The sequence below is a fragment of the Helicobacter sp. genome, from assembly GCF_029067145.1.
GTDB lineage: Bacteria > Campylobacterota > Campylobacteria > Campylobacterales > Helicobacteraceae > Helicobacter_D.
Genome location: NZ_JAIEFA010000013.1, coordinates 1 through 23,583 on the forward strand (window position 1 = coordinate 1; position 23,583 = coordinate 23,583).

26 protein-coding genes are annotated in these 23,583 nt (G+C 38.6%); 9 read left to right on the forward strand and 17 right to left on the reverse strand.

The window, feature by feature from the left end; all coding sequences use genetic code 11:
• On the forward strand, positions 1–830 hold an 830-nt coding region (locus K2N75_RS00885; RefSeq protein WP_300119752.1), incomplete at its 5' end, for an FkbM family methyltransferase.
• Positions 831–1,177: 347 nt separating this feature from the next.
• Here the strand turns inward: K2N75_RS00885 and moaA are convergent.
• The gene (gene moaA, locus K2N75_RS00890) at positions 1,178–2,176 is read right to left on the reverse strand and encodes a GTP 3',8-cyclase MoaA (protein WP_297680469.1); all 999 of its coding nucleotides are present in this window, start codon (positions 2,174–2,176) and stop codon (positions 1,178–1,180) included.
• Positions 2,177–2,292: 116 nt separating this feature from the next.
• On the opposite strand from moaA, the gene K2N75_RS00895 reads away from it, so the two are divergent.
• Both K2N75_RS00895 and flhB read left to right on the forward strand, forming a co-directional pair.
• Positions 2,293–2,925 (forward strand): molybdenum cofactor guanylyltransferase, encoded by a 633-nt coding sequence (locus K2N75_RS00895; RefSeq protein WP_297680467.1) that lies wholly within the window; start codon positions 2,293–2,295, stop codon positions 2,923–2,925.
• A gap of 11 nt (positions 2,926–2,936) precedes the next feature.
• Entirely contained in the window at positions 2,937–4,007 is a 1,071-nt protein-coding gene (flhB, locus tag K2N75_RS00900; RefSeq protein WP_297680465.1) for a flagellar biosynthesis protein FlhB, read from the forward strand.
• 118 nt (positions 4,008–4,125) lie between these two features.
• Here flhB and K2N75_RS00905 read toward each other — a convergent pair whose 3' ends face one another.
• Positions 4,126–5,649, reverse strand: coding sequence for a YifB family Mg chelatase-like AAA ATPase (locus K2N75_RS00905; RefSeq protein ID WP_297680463.1), 1,524 nt, complete (start codon positions 5,647–5,649; stop codon positions 4,126–4,128).
• Positions 5,650–5,824: 175 nt separating this feature from the next.
• On the opposite strand from K2N75_RS00905, the gene K2N75_RS00910 reads away from it, so the two are divergent.
• Complete coding sequence (locus K2N75_RS00910) at positions 5,825–5,977, forward strand: hypothetical protein (RefSeq protein WP_297680462.1); 153 nt, start codon at positions 5,825–5,827, stop codon at positions 5,975–5,977.
• A gap of 110 nt (positions 5,978–6,087) precedes the next feature.
• On the opposite strand, the gene K2N75_RS00915 is transcribed toward K2N75_RS00910, so the two are convergent.
• The 8 genes from K2N75_RS00915 to K2N75_RS00950 form a co-directional block, all read right to left on the reverse strand.
• Entirely contained in the window at positions 6,088–6,540 is a 453-nt protein-coding gene (locus K2N75_RS00915) for a hypothetical protein (RefSeq protein WP_297680460.1), read from the reverse strand.
• An 8-nt stretch (positions 6,541–6,548) separates the two neighbouring features.
• Entirely contained in the window at positions 6,549–7,157 is a 609-nt protein-coding gene (locus K2N75_RS00920; RefSeq protein WP_297680458.1) for a DUF4879 domain-containing protein, read from the reverse strand.
• Between the two features lie 152 nt (positions 7,158–7,309).
• Positions 7,310–7,567: a 30S ribosomal protein S18 gene (rpsR, locus tag K2N75_RS00925; RefSeq protein WP_138121372.1), complete on the reverse strand. Its 258-nt coding sequence runs from the start codon at positions 7,565–7,567 to the stop codon at positions 7,310–7,312.
• A 10-nt stretch (positions 7,568–7,577) separates the two neighbouring features.
• Complete coding sequence (locus K2N75_RS00930; RefSeq protein ID WP_297680454.1) at positions 7,578–8,102, reverse strand: single-stranded DNA-binding protein; 525 nt, start codon at positions 8,100–8,102, stop codon at positions 7,578–7,580.
• Between the two features lie 19 nt (positions 8,103–8,121).
• Entirely contained in the window at positions 8,122–8,514 is a 393-nt protein-coding gene (rpsF, locus tag K2N75_RS00935) for a 30S ribosomal protein S6 (protein ID WP_297680452.1), read from the reverse strand.
• Positions 8,515–8,600: 86 nt separating this feature from the next.
• Positions 8,601–9,614, reverse strand: coding sequence for a DNA polymerase III subunit delta (locus K2N75_RS00940; protein WP_297680450.1), 1,014 nt, complete (start codon positions 9,612–9,614; stop codon positions 8,601–8,603).
• Positions 9,614–11,773, reverse strand: coding sequence for a ribonuclease R family protein (locus tag K2N75_RS00945; protein WP_297680448.1), 2,160 nt, complete (start codon positions 11,771–11,773; stop codon positions 9,614–9,616). Before K2N75_RS00945 ends, K2N75_RS00940 begins: the two co-directional genes overlap by 1 nt.
• A complete protein-coding gene (locus K2N75_RS00950; protein WP_297680446.1) occupies positions 11,766–12,629 on the reverse strand; it encodes an HDOD domain-containing protein in 864 nt (287 codons plus the stop codon). Before K2N75_RS00950 ends, K2N75_RS00945 begins: the two co-directional genes overlap by 8 nt.
• Positions 12,630–12,744: 115 nt before the next feature.
• On the opposite strand from K2N75_RS00950, the gene rfaD reads away from it, so the two are divergent.
• The 4 genes from rfaD to K2N75_RS00970 are packed head-to-tail and all read left to right on the forward strand — an operon-like array spanning position 12,745 to position 16,328.
• Positions 12,745–13,770, forward strand: coding sequence for an ADP-glyceromanno-heptose 6-epimerase (gene rfaD, locus K2N75_RS00955; RefSeq protein ID WP_297680444.1), 1,026 nt, complete (start codon positions 12,745–12,747; stop codon positions 13,768–13,770).
• Positions 13,767–15,317: a D-glycero-beta-D-manno-heptose-7-phosphate kinase gene (rfaE1, locus tag K2N75_RS00960; RefSeq protein WP_297680442.1), complete on the forward strand. Its 1,551-nt coding sequence runs from the start codon at positions 13,767–13,769 to the stop codon at positions 15,315–15,317. Before rfaD ends, rfaE1 begins: the two co-directional genes overlap by 4 nt.
• Positions 15,318–15,881 carry a D-sedoheptulose 7-phosphate isomerase gene (gmhA, locus tag K2N75_RS00965; RefSeq protein WP_297680440.1) on the forward strand — a complete coding sequence of 188 codons (564 nt, stop codon included), beginning with the start codon at positions 15,318–15,320 and terminating at the stop codon, positions 15,879–15,881. It begins immediately after the preceding gene.
• On the forward strand, positions 15,882–16,328 hold the full coding sequence (locus K2N75_RS00970; protein WP_297680438.1) for a hypothetical protein: 447 nt from the start codon (positions 15,882–15,884) through the stop codon (positions 16,326–16,328).
• A gap of 14 nt (positions 16,329–16,342) precedes the next feature.
• On the opposite strand, the gene K2N75_RS00975 is transcribed toward K2N75_RS00970, so the two are convergent.
• The 6 genes from K2N75_RS00975 to K2N75_RS01000 form a co-directional block, all read right to left on the reverse strand.
• The gene (locus tag K2N75_RS00975) at positions 16,343–17,227 is read right to left on the reverse strand and encodes a Dam family site-specific DNA-(adenine-N6)-methyltransferase (protein ID WP_297680436.1); all 885 of its coding nucleotides are present in this window, start codon (positions 17,225–17,227) and stop codon (positions 16,343–16,345) included.
• 2 nt (positions 17,228–17,229) lie between these two features.
• Positions 17,230–18,006, reverse strand: coding sequence for a type II restriction endonuclease (locus K2N75_RS00980; RefSeq protein ID WP_297680434.1), 777 nt, complete (start codon positions 18,004–18,006; stop codon positions 17,230–17,232).
• 98 nt (positions 18,007–18,104) lie between these two features.
• Positions 18,105–19,604 carry a pilus (MSHA type) biogenesis protein MshL gene (mshL, locus tag K2N75_RS00985; protein ID WP_297680432.1) on the reverse strand — a complete coding sequence of 500 codons (1,500 nt, stop codon included), beginning with the start codon at positions 19,602–19,604 and terminating at the stop codon, positions 18,105–18,107.
• Positions 19,605–19,892 (reverse strand): hypothetical protein, encoded by a 288-nt coding sequence (locus K2N75_RS00990; RefSeq protein ID WP_297680430.1) that lies wholly within the window; start codon positions 19,890–19,892, stop codon positions 19,605–19,607.
• Between the two features lies 1 nt (position 19,893).
• Complete coding sequence (locus K2N75_RS00995; RefSeq protein WP_297680428.1) at positions 19,894–20,484, reverse strand: hypothetical protein; 591 nt, start codon at positions 20,482–20,484, stop codon at positions 19,894–19,896.
• Positions 20,481–21,596, reverse strand: coding sequence for a hypothetical protein (locus K2N75_RS01000; protein ID WP_297680426.1), 1,116 nt, complete (start codon positions 21,594–21,596; stop codon positions 20,481–20,483). Before K2N75_RS01000 ends, K2N75_RS00995 begins: the two co-directional genes overlap by 4 nt.
• A gap of 247 nt (positions 21,597–21,843) precedes the next feature.
• Between K2N75_RS01000 and gltS the strand changes: the two genes are divergently transcribed.
• Positions 21,844–23,055, forward strand: coding sequence for a sodium/glutamate symporter (gltS, locus tag K2N75_RS01005; protein WP_297680424.1), 1,212 nt, complete (start codon positions 21,844–21,846; stop codon positions 23,053–23,055).
• Here the strand turns inward: gltS and K2N75_RS01010 are convergent.
• Positions 23,024–23,284, reverse strand: a complete 261-nt coding sequence (locus K2N75_RS01010; RefSeq protein ID WP_297680422.1) for a hypothetical protein — start codon at positions 23,282–23,284, stop codon at positions 23,024–23,026. The genes gltS and K2N75_RS01010 overlap by 32 nt on opposite strands.
• Between the last annotated feature and the right edge of the window lie 299 nt (positions 23,285–23,583).

Here is a 23,583-nt window from a genome sequence, read left to right on the forward strand (position 1 = left end):
TCATCAATGCCTATAAGTTTTGGTGGTGTGGAGGATTCCTCTATTTTGTCTTAAGGATTCCAAGTATTAGAGCGGAGGCGCGAGTATATAAGCAATCCATAGAGGCTAATTACGAATCTTTGCTTCAAGAAAGCCTTAAAAGAATCAAAAAAATTGAGGCAATCGCAGATATTTTTTGGGTTTCTAAGCTGCAAGATGTCTCTTTCTGTGGGCAATTAGGGCAAGACGCAATCGCCTATGTTGCGAATGCTTGTAAAAAGCAAGGGTTTTTTGTGGATATTGGGGCGCACGATGGCAAGAGTATTTCTAATACTTATCTTTTTGAGCAATTGGGTTGGAATGGGATTTGTGTAGAAGCCAACCCCGCGACTTTTGAGAAGCTAAAGCAGAATCGCAAATGCGATACATATAATGTGGCACTTCATTCTAAAAATATTGGAATCGTGCAAATGGCGACTTCAAAAAGCAGCGTATTGGATACTTTGGAGCTAAATCTTACGCCCGCACACAAGACAAGAGTAGAGAGAGGCGGCGAGATTACTTATATCCAAGTGCCTACGGCAACTCTTGATGAGATTTTAGCAAACTATCCTACGATTTCTCATATTGACTTTATGTCTTTAGATGTGGAGGGCGGAGAATTGGAAGTTTTGAAAGGAATCAATTTTAGCAAATACACCTTTGGCTTCATCGCGATTGAACATAATTACTTCAAAGATGCACAAAAGAAAGTGTCCGAACTGCTTAATTCTAAAGGTTATAGGATTTTAATGTGGAATGGTTGGGATTATCTTTTTGTGCGCAAAGAGAATATTCGTTGGAATTGGTAGTTGCGAGGTCGTGGAATCTCGCCTTTGATTTTTGAGATTCCATTGAATATTATTTTTAACTAGCATTATAGATTGCCACGCATTTTTGCAAAATGCTCACAATGACACACGCCATCTCGTCCTTGCGAGGAGTAAAACGACGAAGCAACCCATAATCTTGCAAACATAGAATTTTAAAATCCTAGGATTCTAAACTTTTCTTTCTCACAAGGGGGGGGAAGGGGTTCTACTTGCGAAGCGTCCCCCCTTAAACCCCCAACCCATAGCACGCTTCTTATTGTCATTACGAGCGTAGCGAAGCAATCCATTCTTGCATACAGAAATCTTTACAATGGAATCTCGCAGGCTTATCCGCCCGTTTGATAAAATGCCCTTTGAGAAATCGCATTGGTATTCCAATCATTTTTTTCTGGCTTGTTTTCTATGCAGAGTTTGAGGCGAGAGAGAATCTCCTCTGTATCGCCCTTTAACATTGCTTCTTTAATGTCTATTGCGTTGTTGTGGTAAAGACAAGGAATCAGCTTGCCCTCACTGCTTAGGCGGATTCTGTTGCAAGTCTTGCAAAAATCATCGTTGTGAGGAGCAATAACGCCAAAAACATAATCTCGCTCTAATTCCACACCAAGTCTTTCTCGCACATTTTCTTTTGGAATCCTAAAGAGTGTCGCAGGTCCGATAATTTCCTTTTCAAATTTGTGTGTGTAGTATTTTCCTTGCACTTTTGCCAAGATTTCAGCAAGCCTCAATCCCGCGATTCCTCCTTTAGCGTGGGAATTTTCCATATATTCGATGAATCGCACCATTATGCCGCGTTGCATACCATATTCCAAGATAGAGAGAATCTCATCTGCATTGATTCCTTTGAGTGGAACCATATTGAGCTTGATTTTAAGCCCAACTTGATGTGCTACTTCAATGCCGTTGAGGATTTTTTCCAATCCGTCGCGTTTGGAGATACAAAGGATTCTATCCTTTTGCAAGGAATCTAGGGAAATGTTAATACGCTTCAACCCCGCGTCTTTAAGCGGTTTGGCAAGTGGAGCAAGCAAAAAGGCATTGGTAGTTAGTGCAATATCAATTTGTGGCGCAAAGGCGTAGATTTGTGCGATAAATGGGACGATTTTAGAGCGCAAAAGTGGCTCTCCGCCTGTGATTCGGATTTTTTTAACTCCTTGTGCAATGGCTACCTTGATGAAGTTTAATACAGATTCTAGCGGCACATCTTCATTTTCACTGCCCAAATTCATCGGCGTATTTGGCATACAATAAGCGCAACGAAAATTACACCGCTCCGTTACGCTGATTCGCATATAATCAATGGTTCTTCCAAAACCATCTACTAGCACATTCACTCCTTACGCATTTAAAGTTTAGAATCCTACCAAAAGTGCAGGAAAAAAGCTATAATTTTGCCAAAACTTCAATAGGATTTTTGGGTTTTGTATCTTTTGGGGATTGCTAAATGAGATTTTCAATACCTTGCGTCCTTTTGTGTGGTGGCAAAAGCACAAGAATGGGGCGACTGAAGCAAGATTTGCTAATAAACAATGCGAATGCTCCAAAAAAGCAGGAGACTTTGGCAAATTTTCAAGCAAGACATTTGCAGCAATGGTTTTTGAGTTTGTATTTTTCTGCCAAATTTAAGATTCCAAATGCCTTTGGAATCGCTACAATTTTGGATTCCAATCAGAAAACCCATTTAGCAGATGCAAAAGATTGGCGCAAGATTCCCAAAAGCCAGTTTGCACCTATCTTTGGCTTGCAAAGTATTTTGGAGTTTTTGCAATGTGATGTGTTTGTGGTAAGCATTGATGCGCCCTTTTTGGATTACGATTCTATCGCATTGCTTTGGCAAGCTTACACAAAGAATCCCAAACCGACTTTTGCTAAAAATACAAAAACGCACCCTTTGCTTGGCATTTATACATTAGAATCTCTTGCAAAGATTAAGGCACAAATTGCAAAAGGAGATTACAAGCTTATGCGACTTTTGGAGTGCATTGACGCGCAATTTGTGGAAATAGATGAGGATAAGACACAGAATCTTAACACGCCAGAGGATTATCAAAAGGCGTGCAAACAAATGGAATCTTAAAAGGAAGCTAAATGGCAGATGAACAAGAAAAGACCGAAGCCCCCTCCGCACGCAAGATTGAAAAAGCACGCGAAGAGGGAAATGTCCTAAAAAGCCCTGATGTCAATGCTTTTTTGGGATTAACTATGGGATTGGTGTTAATCTTTTTGTGCTTTAGCTTTTGGGTGCAGGGTGTGAGCAATATATTTGAGCAAATCTATCAGCAATTTTCCCAAGATTTGACGCGAAAGAATGCAATATCTATCGCCATTTCTTTGATTTTTCAGATTCTCCTTCTTGTTGCACCAATTTTTGGGGCATTAATGCTCATTGGAGTGATTGCTAATGTCGCACAAAGTGGATTTTTGCTAACGGCAAAGGCAATTCAGCCAAAATTGCAAAAGCTAAACTTTATTAGCGGAATGAAGAATCTTGTCTCGCTTAAAAAACTTCTTGATGGATTCTTGATTACTTTTAAGGTAATGACCGCTTTTATTATTGCATTTTTTGTGTTTATTGGCTTTATGCACGAGCTAACCACCGTTGCGCTGTTTCCTATCGGCGACCAAATGCTGTGGTTTCGTGATAAGGCAATCATTCTGATTGGAATCCTGCTTGCGTTTTTTATGGTAATGGCGAGCGTGGATTATCTCATCAAGCGGTATCAATATTTCAAATCCTTGCGTATGAGCAAGCAAGAAGTGAAAGATGAGTTTAAGAATATGGAGGGAGACCAACAGATTAAGGGCAAGATTCGCTCCCTTATGTTTCAAGCAGCGCGCAAGCGAATGATGCAGAATCTCCCAGGTGCCGATGTCGTAGTAACAAACCCTACGCATTATGCAGTTGCGTTGCGCTACGATAGCAAAAAAGACCGCGCACCGCGTGTACTAGCCAAAGGCGCAGATTTCTTAGCTCAGCGCATTAAGGAAGTTGCAAAGGAATATGAAATCCCAATCATAGAAAATCCCCCTTTAGCGCGCGCTTTGTATAAAGATGTAGATTTGGATATGGAGATTCCAGAGACATTGTATCAAGCAATGGTAGAAGTGCTAATCAAAGTCCAAAAAATCAACGATGAGCGCAGAAAAAAGGCGGGTTAGAATCTCGTCATTGAGTATTCAATAGGAAAGAATCTCACCTTTTAAGATTCCATTGCAAAGTTTAAAATACGAGATTCTGCCTTTGCGCGTTTGGGGCTATCCCTTACGATACGCAGGATTATATTTTGCGGAAGCTTAGAGATTCTAACAAATGTTCTTTTTGAATCCTTGCAGAGGAGTCCAAATCCGCAATCGTGCGCGCTACACGCAAGATTTTGTCGTGTCCGCGTTTGGAGATTCCAAATTTTTCGCAAGCGATTTCTAAGGTGTCTTTTGTTGTAGAATCTAGCACGCAATGCTTTTCTAATTCTGCGCCTTGTAAGCGGGAGTTAAAGCAAGTTTGTCCGCGCCGTTTTTGGAATAAAAAGGCTTGCAACACAGAATCTTGCAGGGTAAGAGAATCTACTCTATGTGTGCTTTGTTTGCCCTCTTGCATTTGCACAAACAAATCTAATCTATCCCAAAATGGCTCGGAAATTTTGGCTTTGTAGGCGTTAATTTCTTTTTGGTTGCAACGACATTCCTTGCTAAGGCTCAAAAGATTGCCACAAGGGCAAGGATTCATCGCACCAACAAACATAAAATCCGTAGGATAAGTGATTTTTGTTTGTAGGCGTGAAATAGTGAAATGATGGTTTTGCAGAGGCTCACGCAGGGATTCTAAAACACTTTTAGGAAAGTGGGGTAACTCGTCTAAAAATAAAATCCCAAGATGTGCCATACCAATTTCACCGGGCTTGATGTTTTGTCCTACCGCACTTCCTAAAATAGCAGCTTTGGTCGCACTATTGTGCGGATTGCGGAAAGGTCTGTGGGGTGTGATTTCTAGTGTGCTAGCCGCCATTTGCAAGATTTCATAGAGTGTTAGGGGTGGCAAAATATAGGGAATCCTCGTAGCAATCATACTTTTACCGCTCCCAGCACTGCCCTCAAGCAAGAGATTATGGAATCCACAAGCTGCGATGAGTGTGGCGCGTTTGGCGCGTTCTTGTCCGATAATATCACAAAAATCAAGTGGAAATTCTTGCGCGTAATAATATTTCTCTCCCGCAATTTCTTGATACAAAAAGGGCAAGTCGCAAGGACGCGATTCCAAAGGCGGCAAATTTTGTAAAGTTGTAATGGCGTCTTGAAGACAATCCACATAATAGGCTTTGAGATTGGGGAGTTTAGAATAAAATTCTTGTGCGACTTTGGGCAACAAAAAGAGGGAATCGGATTGTTTGCTTAATAGAGAAAAAAGCAGCGGATAGATAGAGGGGCTATCCTTGATGCGTCCATCTAGCCCAAGTTCTCCAAAGGCAAAGATTCTGTGGGGTTTAGAATCTGTATTTTGTTGCGTGATTTCGTTGAGATTGCAAGTGCCATTGAGTGCGATAAGTAAGGCGATAGGTAAGTCATAAAAACTGCCTTGTTTGGGAATGTCGGAGGGGGAGAGATTGACATTGATTTTAAGCGGTGGAAATTTGAAGTTGTTTGCAAGCAAAGAGGATTGCACGCGTTGTTTGGATTCTTGAATCGCATTGCCTGCAAGCCCTGTAATGCTAAAAGATGGCAAAGCACGTGTAAAGCTTACTTCTACTTCCACGATTCTTGCCTCAATCCCCACTTGTGCCGCACAATATAGCAGACTTAGCCCCATTGTTTTTCCTTAAGTTTTAGGTTGCAGTGTATCGGAAGTTTATAAGAATTGCAAACAAAAGAAGCAGATTTTGTAAAATTATTGCTTGATTGAATCAAATAGTAACATAGTTGTTATGGAATCTAGCTTTTTAGTTGTCGCAATTGTATTGTAAGATTTTTTGTAGGATTGTGGATTGGATTCTACAAATGGAATCTCGCAAAGACACCACCGCGTCATTGCGAGGAGTGAAACGACGAAGCAATCTATAAACTTACAAAGCTTACTCTCTATTTTTGCAATAGAATCCTTAAAGCGATTCAAGAGTATGGATTGCCACCACCTCTAACGAGGCTTCGCAAGGACGCAGTGGAATATTTTCTATTGCCACGCGCTATAAATCGCGCTCATAAGGATAGGATAGAGATTCACAAGGAAGCACAAGATACAAGAAGAATCTTAACCCTTAATTCCTTGCAAAATCTCGCTTAAAATATCCACAGCTTTACTTTTCTCCGCTTCAAAAATGTGTTGTGGTGTTGGGTTCAGATTCCCAAATTCATCAAGCCTACTTTCATTGTTTTGTTTAATTTCTAGTTGAGAGATATTCTTGCTCACAAGACTTTCAATTTTGCTAGGATTAGTTTCTGCTCTCCACATATTAAGAACTTTCATCGCATCATAAAAATTAACTTCGCCAAAGAGTTGTGTTGCTTCTGATACAGCGGCATTGAAGTTTTGTTGCCATATTTTTGAATGTCTATGTCCATTTTCTTGATTTTCTTTTTGTATTGCCTCATCTAAAATTTCTCCATAAGTTTTTGACGATTCCTGCTCCTTTGGATTCTCTGCGCGGAAGGAGTTTCCGCGCGGATAATAAATATTGCAGGAATGATTGTTGCTAATTTGCATAGGAATCCTTATTTAATATAGATGCTTGTGCTCATTGTGGGACCAACATTAATGGAGCGTGCGGTGTAAGTAAATGTGCCATTGGTATTGTTAGGTTTGGAAATATCCCAAGTTTCTAGCCAACCAATCACAACATTATTGTTGTCTGCCACATCAGTTATATATGACATTGTCGCTTGATTCCCTGCAAAAGTTGCGCTATCAGTATTCCTTCCACCATACCCCTCAACAGCTGAATCAACCTCAAAAGGATTGCCTCCGTGATTAAAGCCCGTGCTTGTTTGATTATCCTGAATCTCCTCGCAGTCATAGCCTGTATCCTGTTTCATTTGCTGAGAGCATACAAATAATATATACACAGCACTTACAGGTGGGGCTGCTGCCTTTGTGGCTTCATTGTTTTTATTTTCCTTATACGCCTTTTTCATTCTGTCTAAGGATTTATCAAATTCCCCACTTAGAATTTTTTGTTTGTGTGGTGAGTTTGCCTCTACATAAAGCATTAGTCCATTGCGCGTAATTTTCTCTTTACCCTCTGTTGTGTAATTATCTGCACCAAATGCGATTCCACAGCTTAAAACACTTGCTAACGCAAGACTTAAAACTTTTCTTGCCATTTTGACTTCTTAAAATAAAATATGTAGAATCTTAAGCAAAAAGTGTTCCGATATTAGATAGATTGTTGTAGCTTAATGAGGCTTCGCAAGGATGAAGCAATAGACGCATTGACTTTTCGTCCTTGCGGGGGTTTGTTTGTGTGGGGTGTAGATTAGATTTTAAAAGGGTTTTCCACTACTCTTTTTCTATCCACGATATATGGAATCAAAGCCATATGTCTTGCGCGTTTGATTGCGACTTCTACGCGCTCTTGCCATTTTTTAGAGTTGCCTGTAAGGCGACGAGGCATAATTTTGTAACGTTCAGAAAGTGAATGCTTAAGCATTTCTACATCTTTGTAGTCAATAAAATCAATTTTTGCCTCTGTGTATCTGCAATATCGTTTGGAGTATCTTTTTTTCTCTGCCATAATTTATCCTTTAAAATGGTATTTCTTCATCGTCAATATCAATCACGGGAATTTCATTTTCTTTGGCTTTCTGTGGTTTTGGTGCGCTAGGCTGCTGTGTATTTTGAGGATTCCCATAGTTGTTGTAATGAGTGCTTTCGCCATAATTGTCATTTTGGTAGCCCCCATAGCTTCCATTCCCACCGCCATTTCCATAATTCCCACCTTCATTTCTTGAGCCAAGCATTTGCATATTTTCAGCTGTAATGCTGTGTTTGCTTCGCTTTTGTCCGGTATTATCTGTCCAGCTTTCCAATACTAAACGCCCTTCAATAAGCACCGAAGAGCCTTTTTTGAGGTATTGATTTGCCACTTCAGCAGTTCGCCCAAACAGATTTACATCAATATAGCAAACTTCATCTCCTTGCGAACCATCTTGCTTTTTGAAGCGACGATTCACTGCAAGTCCAAGCTTTGCTAACGCAGCACCACTAGGCAAATAGCGCAATTCTACATCTCGCGTTAAATTTCCTGCTAAAATGACTTTGTTAAACATTGAATATCCTTAGTTGCCCTTATTCTTGAGCAACTTTTTCTTCCGCCTCTTTTTCTTTTAAAGGAGCAGATTTTTTATTGTTGATTGCTCTATCTACTAAGGTTTCCCAAGCTTTTTGCTCTTTTTTGCTATCGTATTTGATGACGATAAAGCGTAAAATATCTTCATTAATGCGGTAGAGACGCTCTAATTCTAAAACAAGCTTAGGTTCTGCTTTGAAGTAAATAACAAAATAGTAGCCGCGTTTGTTTTTTTTGATTTCATAAGCAAGGTTGCGCATACCCATATCCAAAGTTGCGCTGATTTCTCCGCCATTGTTGATAATCGCAGTTTTGTAAAAATCAATCTTTTGAGTGATTTCTTCTTGTGTCAAAGTGGGTTTAACCACAAACATAGTTTCATAAAAACGCATAAAGTCTCCTTGTGGATTTTGCCCTTTTGCAATTCAAAAGAGCAAGGATTCATCTTCTTTTACAATTCAATGTAAAATCGCGGATTTTATCTCAAAATTGCTTGAATTTTCATTAAAGCACTCAAAAATCCATTGCCTTTGTTCGCGCCTTTTAAAGAATCCTCTCTCCAAGCATTAAGAATAGAGAAAATGGATTCATATTGAGATTCTTTAAGCAGAATCGCAAATCTCTTTTTCTGCTCTAGCAACATAGGAGGCAATTTGTAGCCCAAAACATCTTGCGATGAGGCTTCGCCATAAATCCTAATATGGCTTGAAAACAAAAACAATACAAAAAAGTATTTTTGTATTTCATTAATCAAAGGCACTTCCTCAAAGCCTTGTTCTAAAAATTGCGATAATTTATCAAAATAAGGTTTTTTAAGCAGTAGGGATTCCAAAATCTCCTCTAGCTTCACGCTGCCCAAGCCATAGCCCAAGCCCTCTACCATTTCCGCGCTGATTTCTTGGTCAAAAATCGTATATTTGCGAAGTTCTGCGACGCTTAATCCTAAGTCAAAGTTTTGTTGTTCTAGGATTTTGTGTAAATTGAAGTCTGAAATTTGGATTCTTAGATTTTGGGCGTATTCTTTTAAGATTGCCATTGCTTCGTTGAGGTTTGGAGCAAAGAATCGCGCTTCAAAAACCCCTTCTTTTGCGTTTTTTGCAGGAAAACTTGCAGACATTGCGCGCGCGTCTGCCATATATTCGCTCGCGCTTTTATTTTCTGCGGGATAAAATTCAACCACCAAATAACCCGCACCATTTTGTAATAAGGATTGGATTAAAGTATCTAGCTGTTTTTTGGGAATTTTTTTATCCATTTTAATCCACACTAATGCTTCATCTCCAAAGAGTGAGCCTTGCGAAAAGCAGCTTAATGCGCTTTGGAAATCAAAGGCATTAAAATAAAAACTATTTTTTTCACAGCCCTTTGCAAGAATTCTTTGTGCGATTTTTTCACCATAATAGCCTATCAAAAAGGAGCTTTCACCATACAGCAAAATAGCGCGGATTTCCTCTTGTTTAGCAAGTTTGGCGTCTAATTCTTTTTTATACATTATCTACCTTTATGTTTAGGACGCACAAAAGATTGCGAGCTGGCATAGCGATTCCTTTTGTTTCGCTTTGTTTGTTGCATTATTTTTCGTGCTTTTTCTTTAGCTTTTTGTTGCTTTTGACGCTCTTTTTGAGAGGATTTCACAAAGAGATATTTGGAGATTTGTTCGTTTGTCATTCCAAAACTTTCATTATAGCTTTCCACGATTCTACCATAAATCTTTGCGGTTGCGATATTAACTTCTATGATTTGAATGCGCACTTTTTGGTATTTTACCCCTTTGCCTTTAAGGCAGAGGACGCGCGCACCTTGCAAAGGAGGGGTTACAAGAGAAACAATCTCTGGGGTAGAATCATTGGATACAAATCCGATAAAAGCTTGTCCGATTCTTTGTGATAAGAATCGCGCAAATTTGCGGTCTTTAAATTCCATTTCTATCTTGGCGGCTTCGCGTTCTTTTTGGCTCAAATCCTCACAAAGTGCGGGGAGGGATTCCTTGTGTGTGGAATCCTCATTAAGCCGAATCTTTGCCTTTAGGATTCTGTGGAGCAACAAATCACTATAGCGACGAATCGGTGAAGTAAAATGACTATAAACTTCAAATCCTAATCCAAAATGCCCGATATTGTGGCTTGCATAGCTTGCTTGTGGCATAGACTTGATGATGAGTTTATCCACTTCGCTTTCCATATTGGCGCGTTTTGCGGCTTTTTGCACGCTTAAAATGGCTTGATGAAAATCCTTAAATGGAATCGCTTTTTCCCAAATTCCAAGCAGTTTAAGCTCCGTGAATAATTCCGTGATTCCATCGGGTTTTGGTCGTGAATGGACGCGATAAATGCCTAGTTTTAGGTTTTCATCATTTGCTGTTATTTTTTGAGTTTGGAGCTTTGCACTTTCAATGTTCGCTAGCAGCATACATTCTTCTACGAGTTGATGACTAGGAGTTTGCGATTCTATTTTTATATTTTTTAATTCTAAATTTTTGTCTAGCTCCATTGATTTTTCATCTCCTAGAAAATCAAAGCCTTTTTTCAGTCTTTTAGCTCGGAGTTTTTGGGCAAGTGCGTGGAGAGAGAGGAGTGGTTTTCTAAGTGCAGGGAGAATCTGCTTGCTCTTGCTGCTTTTTAGTAGCTCATCTACTTCCTCGTAAGTGAGTTTTTGTCGCACTTTAATCACTGCTTCAAACAATTCGCTATTTAAAACCGCTTTGGTGCGTTTGTGTAGGCGCATTTTCCAAACCATTGCAAGACGCAATTTACCCGCATTTAAAGAACAAAGATTCTCACTTAAAGCGCGGGGTAACATAGGAATGGATTTGTGCGGAAAATAAATGCTAAAGCCGCGATTCCTTGCTTCTAAGTCTAGCGGAGAATCTTGCGGCACATAATAGCTGACATCGGCAATCGCAACATAAAGCGTAGAGGATTCTGCGTCAAAATAAACCGCGTCATCGTGGTCCTTTGCGCCAAGCGGGTCAATTGCACAAAAAGGCAAATGCGTGCAATCCATTCGTTCTTTGAAGTCTTTTATACGCACTTCTTGGAAGCTTTGCGCTTGTAATTGCGCATTAAGGCAAAAGGATTCTTGTTTTTCATAAAGTCCAAGCGCGATGATTTCGTCTATTTTAGGGTCTTCTAGTGTGCCTAAAATCTCTAAAATTTCTCCATTTTTTGGATTGAGTTTTAGAATCGTATTGGAGGGCAAAGTTTTGAGGGATTTTTGGCTTGCTTTGATTTTGTAGGGAATCTCATTGGGAATAGAAACTGCAATGCAGTCTAGTTTAAACTTTTCAAGGTAGCAAAGCACGAATTTATCTTTGGATTCTAAAATCATCAAAACTTTTGCGCGCAAACGATTGGAGTTGCCTTTGGTAAGCAGTTTGGCTAACACAATATCGCCCTTTTGCGCACCTTTTAAAAGATTTTTTTCTACGAGCCAATCTTGTTTGTTGGATTTTGGTAGAGGAAGGACAAATCCATAACCCTCGCGCGCTAGCTCTACTCTGCCAATACAGAATTGTTTGCGTAAAAAATAGCGATTTTTGTGCAAGATAAGCACATTAAGCTTTAAGAGGGATTCCAAAATTTGTGTAAAGGATTCTGCAAGCTTGAAATCAAGCGGAATCCCATTTTGCAAGAGGTTTAAAAACTCATTCATCAACTAAAGGATAATCCTCATCGGGCAAAGTAGGTGCGGGATTTAGTCGCATATCCTCTAAGGTTGTGTCAAAACTCGCTAAATCTAACTGATATTGTTGCACAAGATTCCTTGCTTCCAAAATTTGCGCTTCACTTGCAATTTCATAGGGATTCATCAAAGCATTTAACACTCTTAAGGGATAAATATAAATTTGTAGTTCTTCGGGCAAAGTAGGGCTATTTAAATAATGCACCACTTGCACCATTGTTTCTTCAAAGTCCCAATGTTCAAATAAATGCTCCAACACTTCAAACTGATTGCAACCGAGCAGATTTTGTTCAATTTCTAAAAATTGATGGGGATTGATGTTTTGCATAAATTCCTCTTGTTTGCCAGATTGCTTTAAGCAATTTGAAATAATCACCATACCAATGTGCATTACAAGCGCGCAGGGAACTAGAATCTCAAGCAAATGGATATTTTTTTGTTGCCACCTACACAAAAAAGCGTTTTTAATATTGGAAGTATCTACAAATTGGCTGACTTCTATATTGTAAGGTGTTAAATCTATCACAAATTTTGCTTTGATTGCGCTTGCAATCGCCAAGCCTTTGGCAGTAGAGATTCCAAAGAGGGAAACGGCTTGCAAAATGGAGTTGATTTCACGATGATAACCATAAAGAGGAGAATTTGCGCTTTTGATTAAATCCATTGTCAAAAAGGGGTCTTGTTCAATCGCATCGGCAACTTGCTTGATACTTGAATTTTCTTGAGCGCAAATCCTTTGCAATTCAAGAATTGTTTGAGGCAAGGGCGGCAAGGCTTCAATTTCGTTTATTACAAAATCTTTCATCGTTTGAATATTTTTTAACATAATACAATAATTCCAATTTATGAGAATCAAAGAATCAAAATAAAATCATAGCATAAACTCTCTAAAATGCAGAGAATTTTGCTACAATAAAGCCAAATCTTTAAAGGGAGAAAATATGCAATACATTGACGATTCTTTGAAAGGCAAACGCATTTTGATTACAGGGGGCGCAGGATTTATTGGCTCTAATCTCGCACTCTATTTTCAAAAGCACCATAAAGACGCGGAAGTGGTGGTGTTGGATAGCTTTAGAAACGAAACGAAATTTAGCAATGGAAATTTGAAATCTTTAGGGCATTTTAAGAATCTGCTTGATTTTAAGGGCGAGGTGATTGTAGGAGATATTACCGATAAAGAGGATTTGGCAAGATTAGAGAAGCGCAAATTTGATTATATCTTTCATCAAGCGGCTATTTCGGATACCACGGTGATGAATCAAGAGGCGATTTTACGCGCAAATGTAAATGCGTTTAAGGATTTGTTGGACTTGTGCGCACGCAGCAATGCGAGTATGATTTATGCTTCAAGTGCGGGTGTTTATGGCAATAGCCCAGCACCCAATAGTATCGGTAGCGGAGAGATTCCAGAAAATGTTTATGGATTTTCTAAATTGATGATGGACAATCTTACAATGAAATACTTAAAGAATTTTCCGCTTTTAAATATTGTGGGCTTGAGGTATTTTAATGTTTATGGTGAAAATGAAGTTTATAAAGGCAAAACGGCTTCAATGATTTTACAATTAGGCTTGCAGGCGTTGAAATCCAAAAAAGTGCGCTTGTTTAAAATGGGCGAACAAAAGCGTGATTTTGTGTATATTCAAGATGTGATTGCGGCGAATGTCAAGGCAATCCACGCAAAAAAAAGTGGAATCTATAATGTCGGTAGCGGCAAGGCAAGAAGCTATAATGACATTATTCAATGCCTCAAAACGAATTTGGGTGCATTTGAAGTGGAGTATATCGAGAATCCCTATAAATTTTTTCAAACACACACCGAAGCGAATATCGTCTTAACCAAAAAGTTTTTAGATTATGAGCCAAGATTCTCGCTAGAAGTGGGAATCAAAAACTATTTAAGCCAAATCAAAGCGATTCATAATGCAAATCTGTGGGAAGAAGTTTTGGGAAATAATGTATGAAGCCAAATATTTTAGTCGTGGGGGATTTGATTTTAGACCATTATATTTGGGGGAATTGTGAGCGTATTTCTCCTGAAGCACCGGTGCAAGTGATTGATGTAAAAAAGGAATCTTTAAGCTTGGGTGGTGCGTGTAATGTCGCAAACAATCTCATAAGCTTGGAATCCAATGTGTGGATTTGCGGAATCGTAGGTTGCGATGAAGCAGGCAAAACTTTAAAACAAGAATTAGAAAATAGGGGCATTCAAACAGAGGGGATTTTCTCCAACCCGTTGCGCCCAACAACGCAAAAATCCCGCCTCATTGCGGCTCATCAGCAAGTTGTGCGGATTGATAGGGAGGATAAAAGCCCCATTTGCCAAGAGGGCGAGAAGTTTATTTTGGACTTTGTAGAGCACACGATTGTGGAATCCAATCTTCAATGTCTCGTGCTAAGTGATTATCAAAAGGGCGTATTGAATGATAATTTGACGCAAAGTTTGATTGCCTTAGCCAAAGCACACAATCTAAAAATTTTGATAGACCCAAAGGGCAAGGATTATACCAAATACAAGGGCGCAACCTTGCTTACTCCTAACAAAAAAGAGGCAATGCAAGCCACAGGAATTAATATTTGTGATGAGGATTCGTTGCAAGATTGTATCGTGGCTTTACAAAAAATGTGTGCGTTAGAGGTTTCATTAATCACTCTAAGTGAAGATGGAATCGCATTCGCGGATTCTATCCAAGAGGGAAGTGTCAAAGTGGAGAGAATGCCGACGATTGCGCGGGAAGTCTTTGATGTAACAGGAGCAGGAGACACGGTGATTGCGTCTTTGGCTTATATGTTGGCATTGGGCAAGCCCATCTCACAAAGCGTGTATTTTGCCAATGCTGCCGCTGCGGTGGTGGTAAGCAAAGTGGGTTCTGCAACCGCTAGCAAACAAGAAATTCTTGCTTATCTTAGGCGCAACAATCTTTTGGATTCTGCTTTGGCAAACACAGAATTTTTGCAAATTTTTGGTGAGGAAATATCTCCTTTGAATTCTCTAAGCAGACAAATTACCAAAATTTTTAAGCGGCAAAAACTCACTTCCTATTGGGATAAGTGGGTAAAAGCAGAGGAGTTTAATGGATTTTTGGAATCTCTCCGCCAACTCAAAGAGGAAAACTTCAAAATCGTTTTTACAAATGGCTGCTTTGATATTTTGCATTTAGGGCATATTGATTATTTGCACAAGGCGCGGAATCTAGGAGATTTATTAATTGTTGGCTTGAATAGCGATTCCTCTATTACGCAACTTAAAGGAACTTCGCGCCCTATAAATGAGGAAAAAGATAGAATCGCAATGCTTTGTGCTTTGGAATGCGTGGATTTTGTCGTGGTGTTTAGCGAGGAAACTCCGCGAGAGTTGATTGCAAAAATTCGTCCGCATATATTGGTAAAAGGCGCAGATTATGCAAACAAGGAAGTAGTGGGACGGGAGTTTAGTGAGGAAGTGCGTTTGATAGAATTTATAGAGGGCAAAAGCACAAGCCAATTAATCCAAAAAATAAAGGAATCTTAAATGAAACAAGTGATTTTGGGAGAGATTGCCGCGCATTTGCAAAGTGCGCAAAAAATGGAATCTCTAGCGCAAGATTTAGAAAATGCAGCACAAATGGCGATAGAGGTATTAAAAAGCGGAGGCAAGATTCTACTCTGTGGCAATGGTGGAAGTGCAGCAGATAGCCAACACATTGCGGCGGAACTTACCGGGAGATACAAGCGGGAGCGCAAGGGTTTATGCGCGATTGCTCTCACAACTGATACGAGTGCTTTGAGCGCAATTGGAAATGATTATGGCTATGAGTTTGTGTTTTCTAGGCAAGTGGAGGCGATAGCAAGAAATGGGGATTTGTTGCTTGGAATCTCTACAAGTGGCAATAGTAAAAATGTCCTTAATGCCTTAAAAGTCGCGCGTCAGATAGGTTGTAAAACTCTAGGATTTAGCGGAGGGAGCGGGGGAGAAATGCGGAATCTCTGCGATATTTTGCTCATCTCTCCAAGCAGTGATACGCCGCGCATTCAGGAAATGCACATTTTAATGGGGCATATTCTTTGTGATTTGATTGAAAGAGAGGCAGAATAATTGCAGGAATTTTTTGAAAAAACGATTGCTGCTTGCGGAAGCGGAGAGAATGGCTTGGATTCCGCGCTTTTTAAACAGCTTCAACAGGGTGGGATTATGGCAAATTTTGCGGATTTATCTGCCGATGAGAGGGGCATTTACTTTCGTTTTTCAAGCGATAATATTTGCAAAATTATGCTCTATCAAGCAAGAATTCAAGAAATGACTTTTAGGAGCAAAGGCGACCCTTTTGTGCATTTGTGCGGGTGCGAGGAGGCTTTAGCAAATCTCAAAAATCCTGATTTTATTGCCACGATTTCTCTTAATTTGCACTTTTTTCTTGGGATTTATTCGCATAAGGTGCAGACAAAGTTTTTTAACGACAAACCTTTGAAAATTTGTCCCATTTGTGCCAAAACTCTTGCAGAATCCTTTAATAACGACTTAGGGGAGTTTTTGCGGGGGTAGAGAGTCTAAATTTTCTATCCAAACAATATGCTTGGCAAGTTTTCTTTGTGAGCTTGTTTATGAGAATAATTATTTACCAATAATTCTTTAATACTATGGCGGTTGTTTTCACTTGCGCCCAAATGATAAAAATGTTCAACAATATTGTTGTCAAAATTTCCCCACAAATTATTGATGTATTCATTCTGTCTATATTGATTGCTGTGCCAAGTGGAAAGAATAAACTTTGCTTGCGTATTTTTAAGAATTGTATAAAGTTGTTTTTCTTTTTCTGTATTCCACGCATTGAAATAGTCGCTATGTCTGTCAATATAAGGTGGGTCGCAATAGATAAAGTCTCCTCTTTTTGCTTCCTGCAAACTTAAGGAAAAATCACAAATTCTAAATTCATAATTTTTTTTGCTTATAAGTTTTGCCACCCAATCAATTTGATTGGTAATTTTTGTAATGTAGCTTTGTGAAAATCTTATATCTTTTTTGCAATAAGGAACATTAAAGTTGCCTTTAGAATTAAATCGCATAAGTCCATTGAAGCAACTTCTATTCAAAAATAAAAAATCAAAGGGATTTGGTTCTTTGTTGAATCTTTCGCGTATTTTGAGATAATGTTCTTGCCCATATTTTTGTAAAAGATTACCTTCATATTGTAAATAGGATTTTGCAGAATCCTTTGTAAGAATTCCTTGTTGGATAGTCTGATAAAATGAAATAATATGGGGATTGTTATCGCTAAAAATTGCTTTATCAGGCGCAATATTAAATCCAACAACACCGCTCCCCATAAAGGGCTCAAAATATGTGCCAGTGTTGTTCCATTGCAAAGCTTTTTTAATAGGCGCAACAAGTTTTGTCTTTATGCCTTGAATCTTTAGAGGAGGAACAAAAACTTTGGTTTCCATATTTATTTTCCCCTGTATAGCAAGTATTCTTTGAGTTTAGTAATTTTCTTTATTTTGCCTTGAGAGTCTGTTATATGAATTTGTCCATAATTCCTCCAATAATCATCAAAAATTTCTTCCCCTAATTCTGCAAACACTCCTTTTTCGTTAATGATTTTTTCAATATTTTTAATACTTCCTATGTTTGCGGTATTTCCACTTCCGCTAGAATCACTTGCAATTTTATATTTTTCTACAAAAAATAGAGTAAGATTTTGTATCACAGAGGGAATCCCATTTAAATCTTCAAGTCTATATCGTTTGAGTTCATCTACTAGCATTCTATCATAAATTACCCCCAAACAAAAATGTCCCAAATATTCGTTGTAAGGGAATTGAATATTTTTATTAGATTCTCTATTTTTAAAATATTCTCCGTGAGAGCCGAGCGTGAAACCATTGCAAAGTGCGGGATTCTTTTTGTTGCGATAAGTCGTTTTTAAATCAACAGCAAATTTTACTTTAGAATCTTGTTGTAAAACAAAAGATAAATCTGGATAATAATTTTGATGATTGGGTAAAACAACCTTAAAGTCATTTGCGGCTGCAAATTCCAAAACATAAGGAAAAATATGAATTTCTAAAACTTTGGAAATAATCTTTGTGTCGTTAGAGAGACTAAAAATATTCTTTTCATCATCAATGAATCCCTTGACTTTCCATTGAGAATCTTTGCAAATTTTGTTTTGCAGCCCATTGAGAAAGAATCTGAATTTTTGTATAAACTCTTGTTTAAGCATTCTTGCTCCCTAATTATCCATAGTTTTATCAAATACCAAAATCTGTCTAGGCTTCATTAAATAAAACCAAACATTAAATTCCGATATTCTACCAAAATTTATTCCTTATTCTTTCTATCAATTTTTTCCTCATCAATCAAGCGATAGCCGAGCGATTCTAGGCTTAATACATTGTCTGTAATAATTTTTGGCTCAATGATGAAAATAATTTCCTCCGTATTTTGCACTTCTTGTGAATAAGAAAAAAGTAGCTTTAGCAAAGGTATGTCCCCAAGTAGTGGCACTTTGTTTTGTTGATTCATTGTATTTTGCGAGATTAGCCCGCCTAAAATTATCTTTTGATTATTTTTTACCTTGACAATAGAGCTTAGTTGATTGGTTGTAAGATTGGGCGGAGTGTCAAAGGCATTGCTTGGAATCTCGCTTTTGTTGTCTTTGGTTTTGGTAATAGAGGGATTGATTTTGAGCATAATTTCCTCTCCAAACACCAAAGGCGTTATGTCCAAAAGCACGCCAGCAAAGATGCTTGGATATTCGTTGTCGGTATTTGTGAGCGTGGTTTGCGCATTAGTGTTTTGATAAATATTGCTTTTCTTGTAGCGCAAAATATCGCCTACGCTAATCATTGCGGGTTGATTATTGAGTGTAAGAACTTTGGGATTAGAAATAGATTGCACCTCTCCATAGGTTTTTAGAAACTCTATAATGCGCGTGAGGCTTACGCCTTGCGAGAAAATGTTTAACCCATAATGCAAACTGCGTCCGCTATCGCCGCCGATGAGGTTTAGTCCGCTGACATTGCCCATTTCGCCCTTGCCTCCTAAGCTCGCACTCTCGCTAAAAGGCGGAATCACAAGATTTTGCAAATCATAAAGGCTTTCCCAATTAATCCCCAAAGTTTGCGCGTTTTTGTGCGCAACGCTTAGAATATGCACATCAATCAAAACTTGTTGTTGCAAGCGTTCGTGTAGGTTTTGGATATAGGATTCTACCTTTTGGAGTGATTTTCTATCGCCCTTGACGCTGACTAATCCCGCGCCACGATTGATAATCACACGCCCTTCCTCTGCTTTGGCATTAATCATTGTTAAGATTTCTGTTTCAATCGTTTCCCAAAAATTAAATCCGTCTTCGCTTTTGATATTGATTCCAGACTTGCTTAAATTGTCCTCATCTCTTTGCGTGTTGTAGTTGCTTTGCCGCTCCTCATTATTGATAGAGACAGAAGTATTACTAATGCCTTGCCGATTCGTGCTTAAGTAGTTGATTTTGAAAGTTTTTGTTTCATTAATTTTAAGCCTTAAAATGTCCTTTTCAAAAGAATAATGCAAATTTGCTGCATTAAAAAGCAGTTCAAAGATAAAATTCAAATCCTTGTCTTTAAAGTTAATCATAGAAAGACTTTGATTGAGCCGCGATTCTATTGCGGTTTCGTCCCAAACAACGCTGAAATGGCACTCACTAGAAAATTCGTTTAAAACCTCACCGATTTTTATTGGATAATCTTGCAAAGAGAGATTAAAAAGGCGATTTTGACACGCAAAAAGCGGAGCGAAAAGCAAAAGAAATAGGAGGCTGAATCGGTAAAGAGGCTGCATTTAGTTCCTTAATAGTCTTGATTTTTGTAGGCAAATTGTGCTTAAATCTTGCGTGGAGGATTCCTCCAAAATCACGCAGTTATTTTGGATTTTAAGAATCTTAAAGCGTGTATTTCGTGCGTCAAAAGTCATTTGCGCCTTATACCATTTACCATTGATATTGGCACGTTCTTTCATCAAGCCATAGAGATTTAAGCCCTCATCACTTTGGGAATCTTGTCCATAATAAAAGGGGTCAAATCCTGCACAAGTAATGGTTAAAATGAGCGTTAAGAAAAATAATTTCATTTTAATTCCTGTTGGGCAGAGGATTTTGTTTGTGGAGTAGAATCTCTAAATAAAATTCTAAATGTTGCTTTGGAGCATTAGGATAAAGAGAAAGAGATGAGATTTCCGAATAAGATTGCGCTTCTAGGCTTTCTAAAAAACTAAAAAAATCTGCATATTTTCCCTTTGCGCTAAGCAAGATTTTTTGGTTTTCTTGTGTGAGCGTGAAGTCTTGTAGGTTTTTAGAATCCGCAATTTGCGTTAGCGCATAGATGCTTGATTGATTTTGCAAGAGATTCTTTTGTTTGTCTTGTTGCGCAATTCTTTGTTCTAAGGCTTGGATAGAATCTTGCAAGGATTTTGTATCCTCAAAGTCTTGGGTAACGTTAAAGGATTCTTGCAAGTCCAAAAGTTCTTTTTGCAGATGTAGCTTTTTTTGGCTTTTTGCCTCCAAAGATTGTTTTGTGTGCTCAAAGCTTAGGCTAAAAATCCCGATAAAACCTAGCAAAAAACAAAGAATAAAGATTAAAATCACTTCTTTTTTGGAACGCAATTCTAAATAAGATTCTATTGTTTTGCAAATTTGTTCCAAAGTTCTTTTAGCCTCGTTCATTGTGGAATCCTAAAGGCAATTTGTATCCAATAAAATTCTTGGTATTTTTCTAATCTCTGCACATTTCCCCAAGGAGATTTTTCTAGCCTTTCTAAGGCTTGCAAAGTATTTTTGCCTCTAAAAAGCAAATAAAGCGAATCTTTTTCTAACCCAAAATAAGCAATTTTGACATTGTATTGCTGCAAAATTGGGTTAAGAGTATGAAAAAAGGGCACAAGATGTGCAGCATTGGGAATAGCGTCTTGAAGGAATTGTGCATTTTGCGCTTCAAGAGCCTGCAGGGATTCTAGCTTTTCTTTCAGAAGTAGCACTTGTTTTTGGGATTGCGTGTAGCTTTGTGTTTGGTTGTGGATTTGGATATTTTGCTCTTGGATTTGTCGCTGGAGATTCTCTATTTCTCTGCTTTCTAGTAAATCCAAGCCCAACAAAACAAGCCAAATTCCGATTCCCACACTCGCACCTAATAAGGCAAATTTCAGTGCCTTGCCCACTTTTTGTTGGCTTAGGGGAAGCGTTTTTTCAAGTGGATTGAAATTATAAGAATCCAAAAGTGAAACTTCCTCTAGCTTACAGGGAAGAATTTGCGCATTAAAGCGGGATTGGAGATATTCTAGTTCTTGGGATTGTGCGGGTGGGATTTCACCTATTAGCCATAAAAAAAGAGCGAAATTTTGGGCATTTGGATTTAAAAGTGCAATCTTTCCTTGTGCGGTTTGGAGGTTATTAAAAGATTGTAGAAAAGTGATTTTGCCTCTGTGAAAATAAATCAATGTCCATTTTGCGTGAGAATCTAGCACCAAAAACGCTTGCGATTCCAAAGTTTCTTGCAAAAATTGCTCACACAAAAAACAAGGGTGGCTAAGGTAAGTTTGCGCATCACTTACATATTGTTTCAAAGAATCTTTATTGAGCAACAAACAATGATAAGTGTGAGAATCTTGCGTAAAGAAGCGAGAAAAATATTCGCAATGATGAGGTAAGTTAAGCAAGGAGCAGATTTTGTCCTCTAAGAAATCTTCCAAGATTTCTGGGGATTCTTGGAAGATTTTGGTTTCTTTTTCGTCTAAACTCAAGGAGTAAAAGACAATCTCTTTGTTATCAAAACTCTCCAAATTTTAAGCCCTTTGTTAAAATGTAGTTAAGTTTTGGATAATAACTCAAAAAGGTTTAAAATCTTTGGCTTTTAAGGAAAAGTGGGGGTAGAAACTTAAGTAAGAGAGTTGAAATGTTACAATTTGTAATCTTTAACAAAAAATTTATGGTTTTGGTTTGTGTGGGTGCTTTGAAAAGAATCTGACTTATTTAACTCTAATTCCTTGTTTGTTACAATGCGATAATTTTCATAAACAGGAGCGATGAATGATAGTCTCATTTAATTTTTACGCCACTTTGCTTAGTATGATTTGCGTGTTGCTTTTGGGACGTTTTATCATCGGCAGAAGTAAATTTTTGCGTGATTATAATATTCCAGAACCTGTGGTGGGTGGAATCATTGCAGCAATTGTGATTTTTCTGCTTTATCATTATGGCAAAATAGAATTGAAGTTTGATGGCGCATTAAAAGACCCTTTGATGTTAGCATTTTATGCTAGTATTGGGTTAAGCGCGGATTTTGCTTCACTCAAAAAAGGCGGAAAGATTCTTTTTGTCTTTCTAATCTTTGTTTCTATGCTGCTCTTTTTGCAAAATATTGCGGGAGTGCTTGCGGCTAAGTTTATGGGTGTGAATCCCGTGATTGGTTTGCTTGGAGGTTCTGTTACAATGAGCGGGGGACACGGCACAGGTGCTGCGTGGGCAGATATTTTTAAAGCCGCCCCTTATGAGTTTGAAGCTGCTTTGGAGGTAGCTATGGCTTGTGCAACTTTCGGATTAATCGCTGGGGGGGTTATCGGCGGTCCTGTGGCACACTATCTTGTGAAAAAATATCAATTGCAGCTCCCAAGCAAAGATGTAGTAGAGGAGGGTTTGCCAAAAGGGTTTGAAAAGCCAGAAAAAGAGCGATTGATTACTGCAACTTCGTTTGTGGAATCTCTAGCTTTGATTGCGATTTCTTTGTTGATTGGAACGCTTATTTCAAGCTATCTAAAAGGCTCTTCTTTCACGCTTCCTACCTTCGTATGGTGTTTGTTCGTGGGCGCGATTCTGCGCAATGTGCTATCTATGACAAAAGTACATCAAGTATTTGATAGAGAAGTTTCCGTGCTAGGAAATGTGAGCTTGTCGCTTTTCTTGGCTTTTGCGTTGATGACGATTAATCTTACACAGCTTGTCTCGCTCGCACTTCCTATGCTTGTGATTCTCACAATTCAAGTTGTGTTGATGATCGCCTTTGCGATTTTTGTTACTTTTAGATTCTGCGGGCGTGATTATGACGCAGCGGTTTTGGCTGCGGGACATTGCGGGTTTGGGCTTGGAGCGACTCCTACGGCAATGGCAAATATGCAAACCGTTACCCAACACTATGGTATGAGCCATATGGCGTTTATCGTCGTGCCTTTGGTGGGCGCGTTTTTTATTGACCTTGTGAATGCAATCGTGATTAGCGGAGTGCTAAAACTTCCATTTTTTTAGGATTTGCTTTTGCAAGATTTTGCATTGAGCCAAAGCGCGGCAGTTCATAACTTGGCACAAAAGGATTCCATTGTGTCATTTGCTTCGCGCATTCCTCGCAATGATGCGGTTGAGACATTACGTGTTGATTTGTCGTTATTGCGAGAAAATTTGCAAAATTTTCGCAGTGTGCATTTGCGCATAGCAAATCCACCCACACAGCGCAAATCCATAATGTGGAATCACGCATTTAGGATTCTATGGAATTTCTTTTGAAAAATTAAAGGCGAGATTCCACATTATGGATTGCTTCGTTGCACTTCGTGCGCCTCGCAATGATGTGAGGGGGAAGCCTTGTAGCGGCAGAAAGGAGAGCAATGACGCTAGTTAGCGTTCTATCCTTGTAAGCAAAGTAATCTTACACTGCAAAACAAACAAATACAAGCCTATTTTAGATAATTTTAAGCATTTTGTAAGGGGGGGTGGGGGTATTTTTTTATTGAATATTTTATTATTGGAATATCAAAAGGGCCCAATAAAAAACAAGTT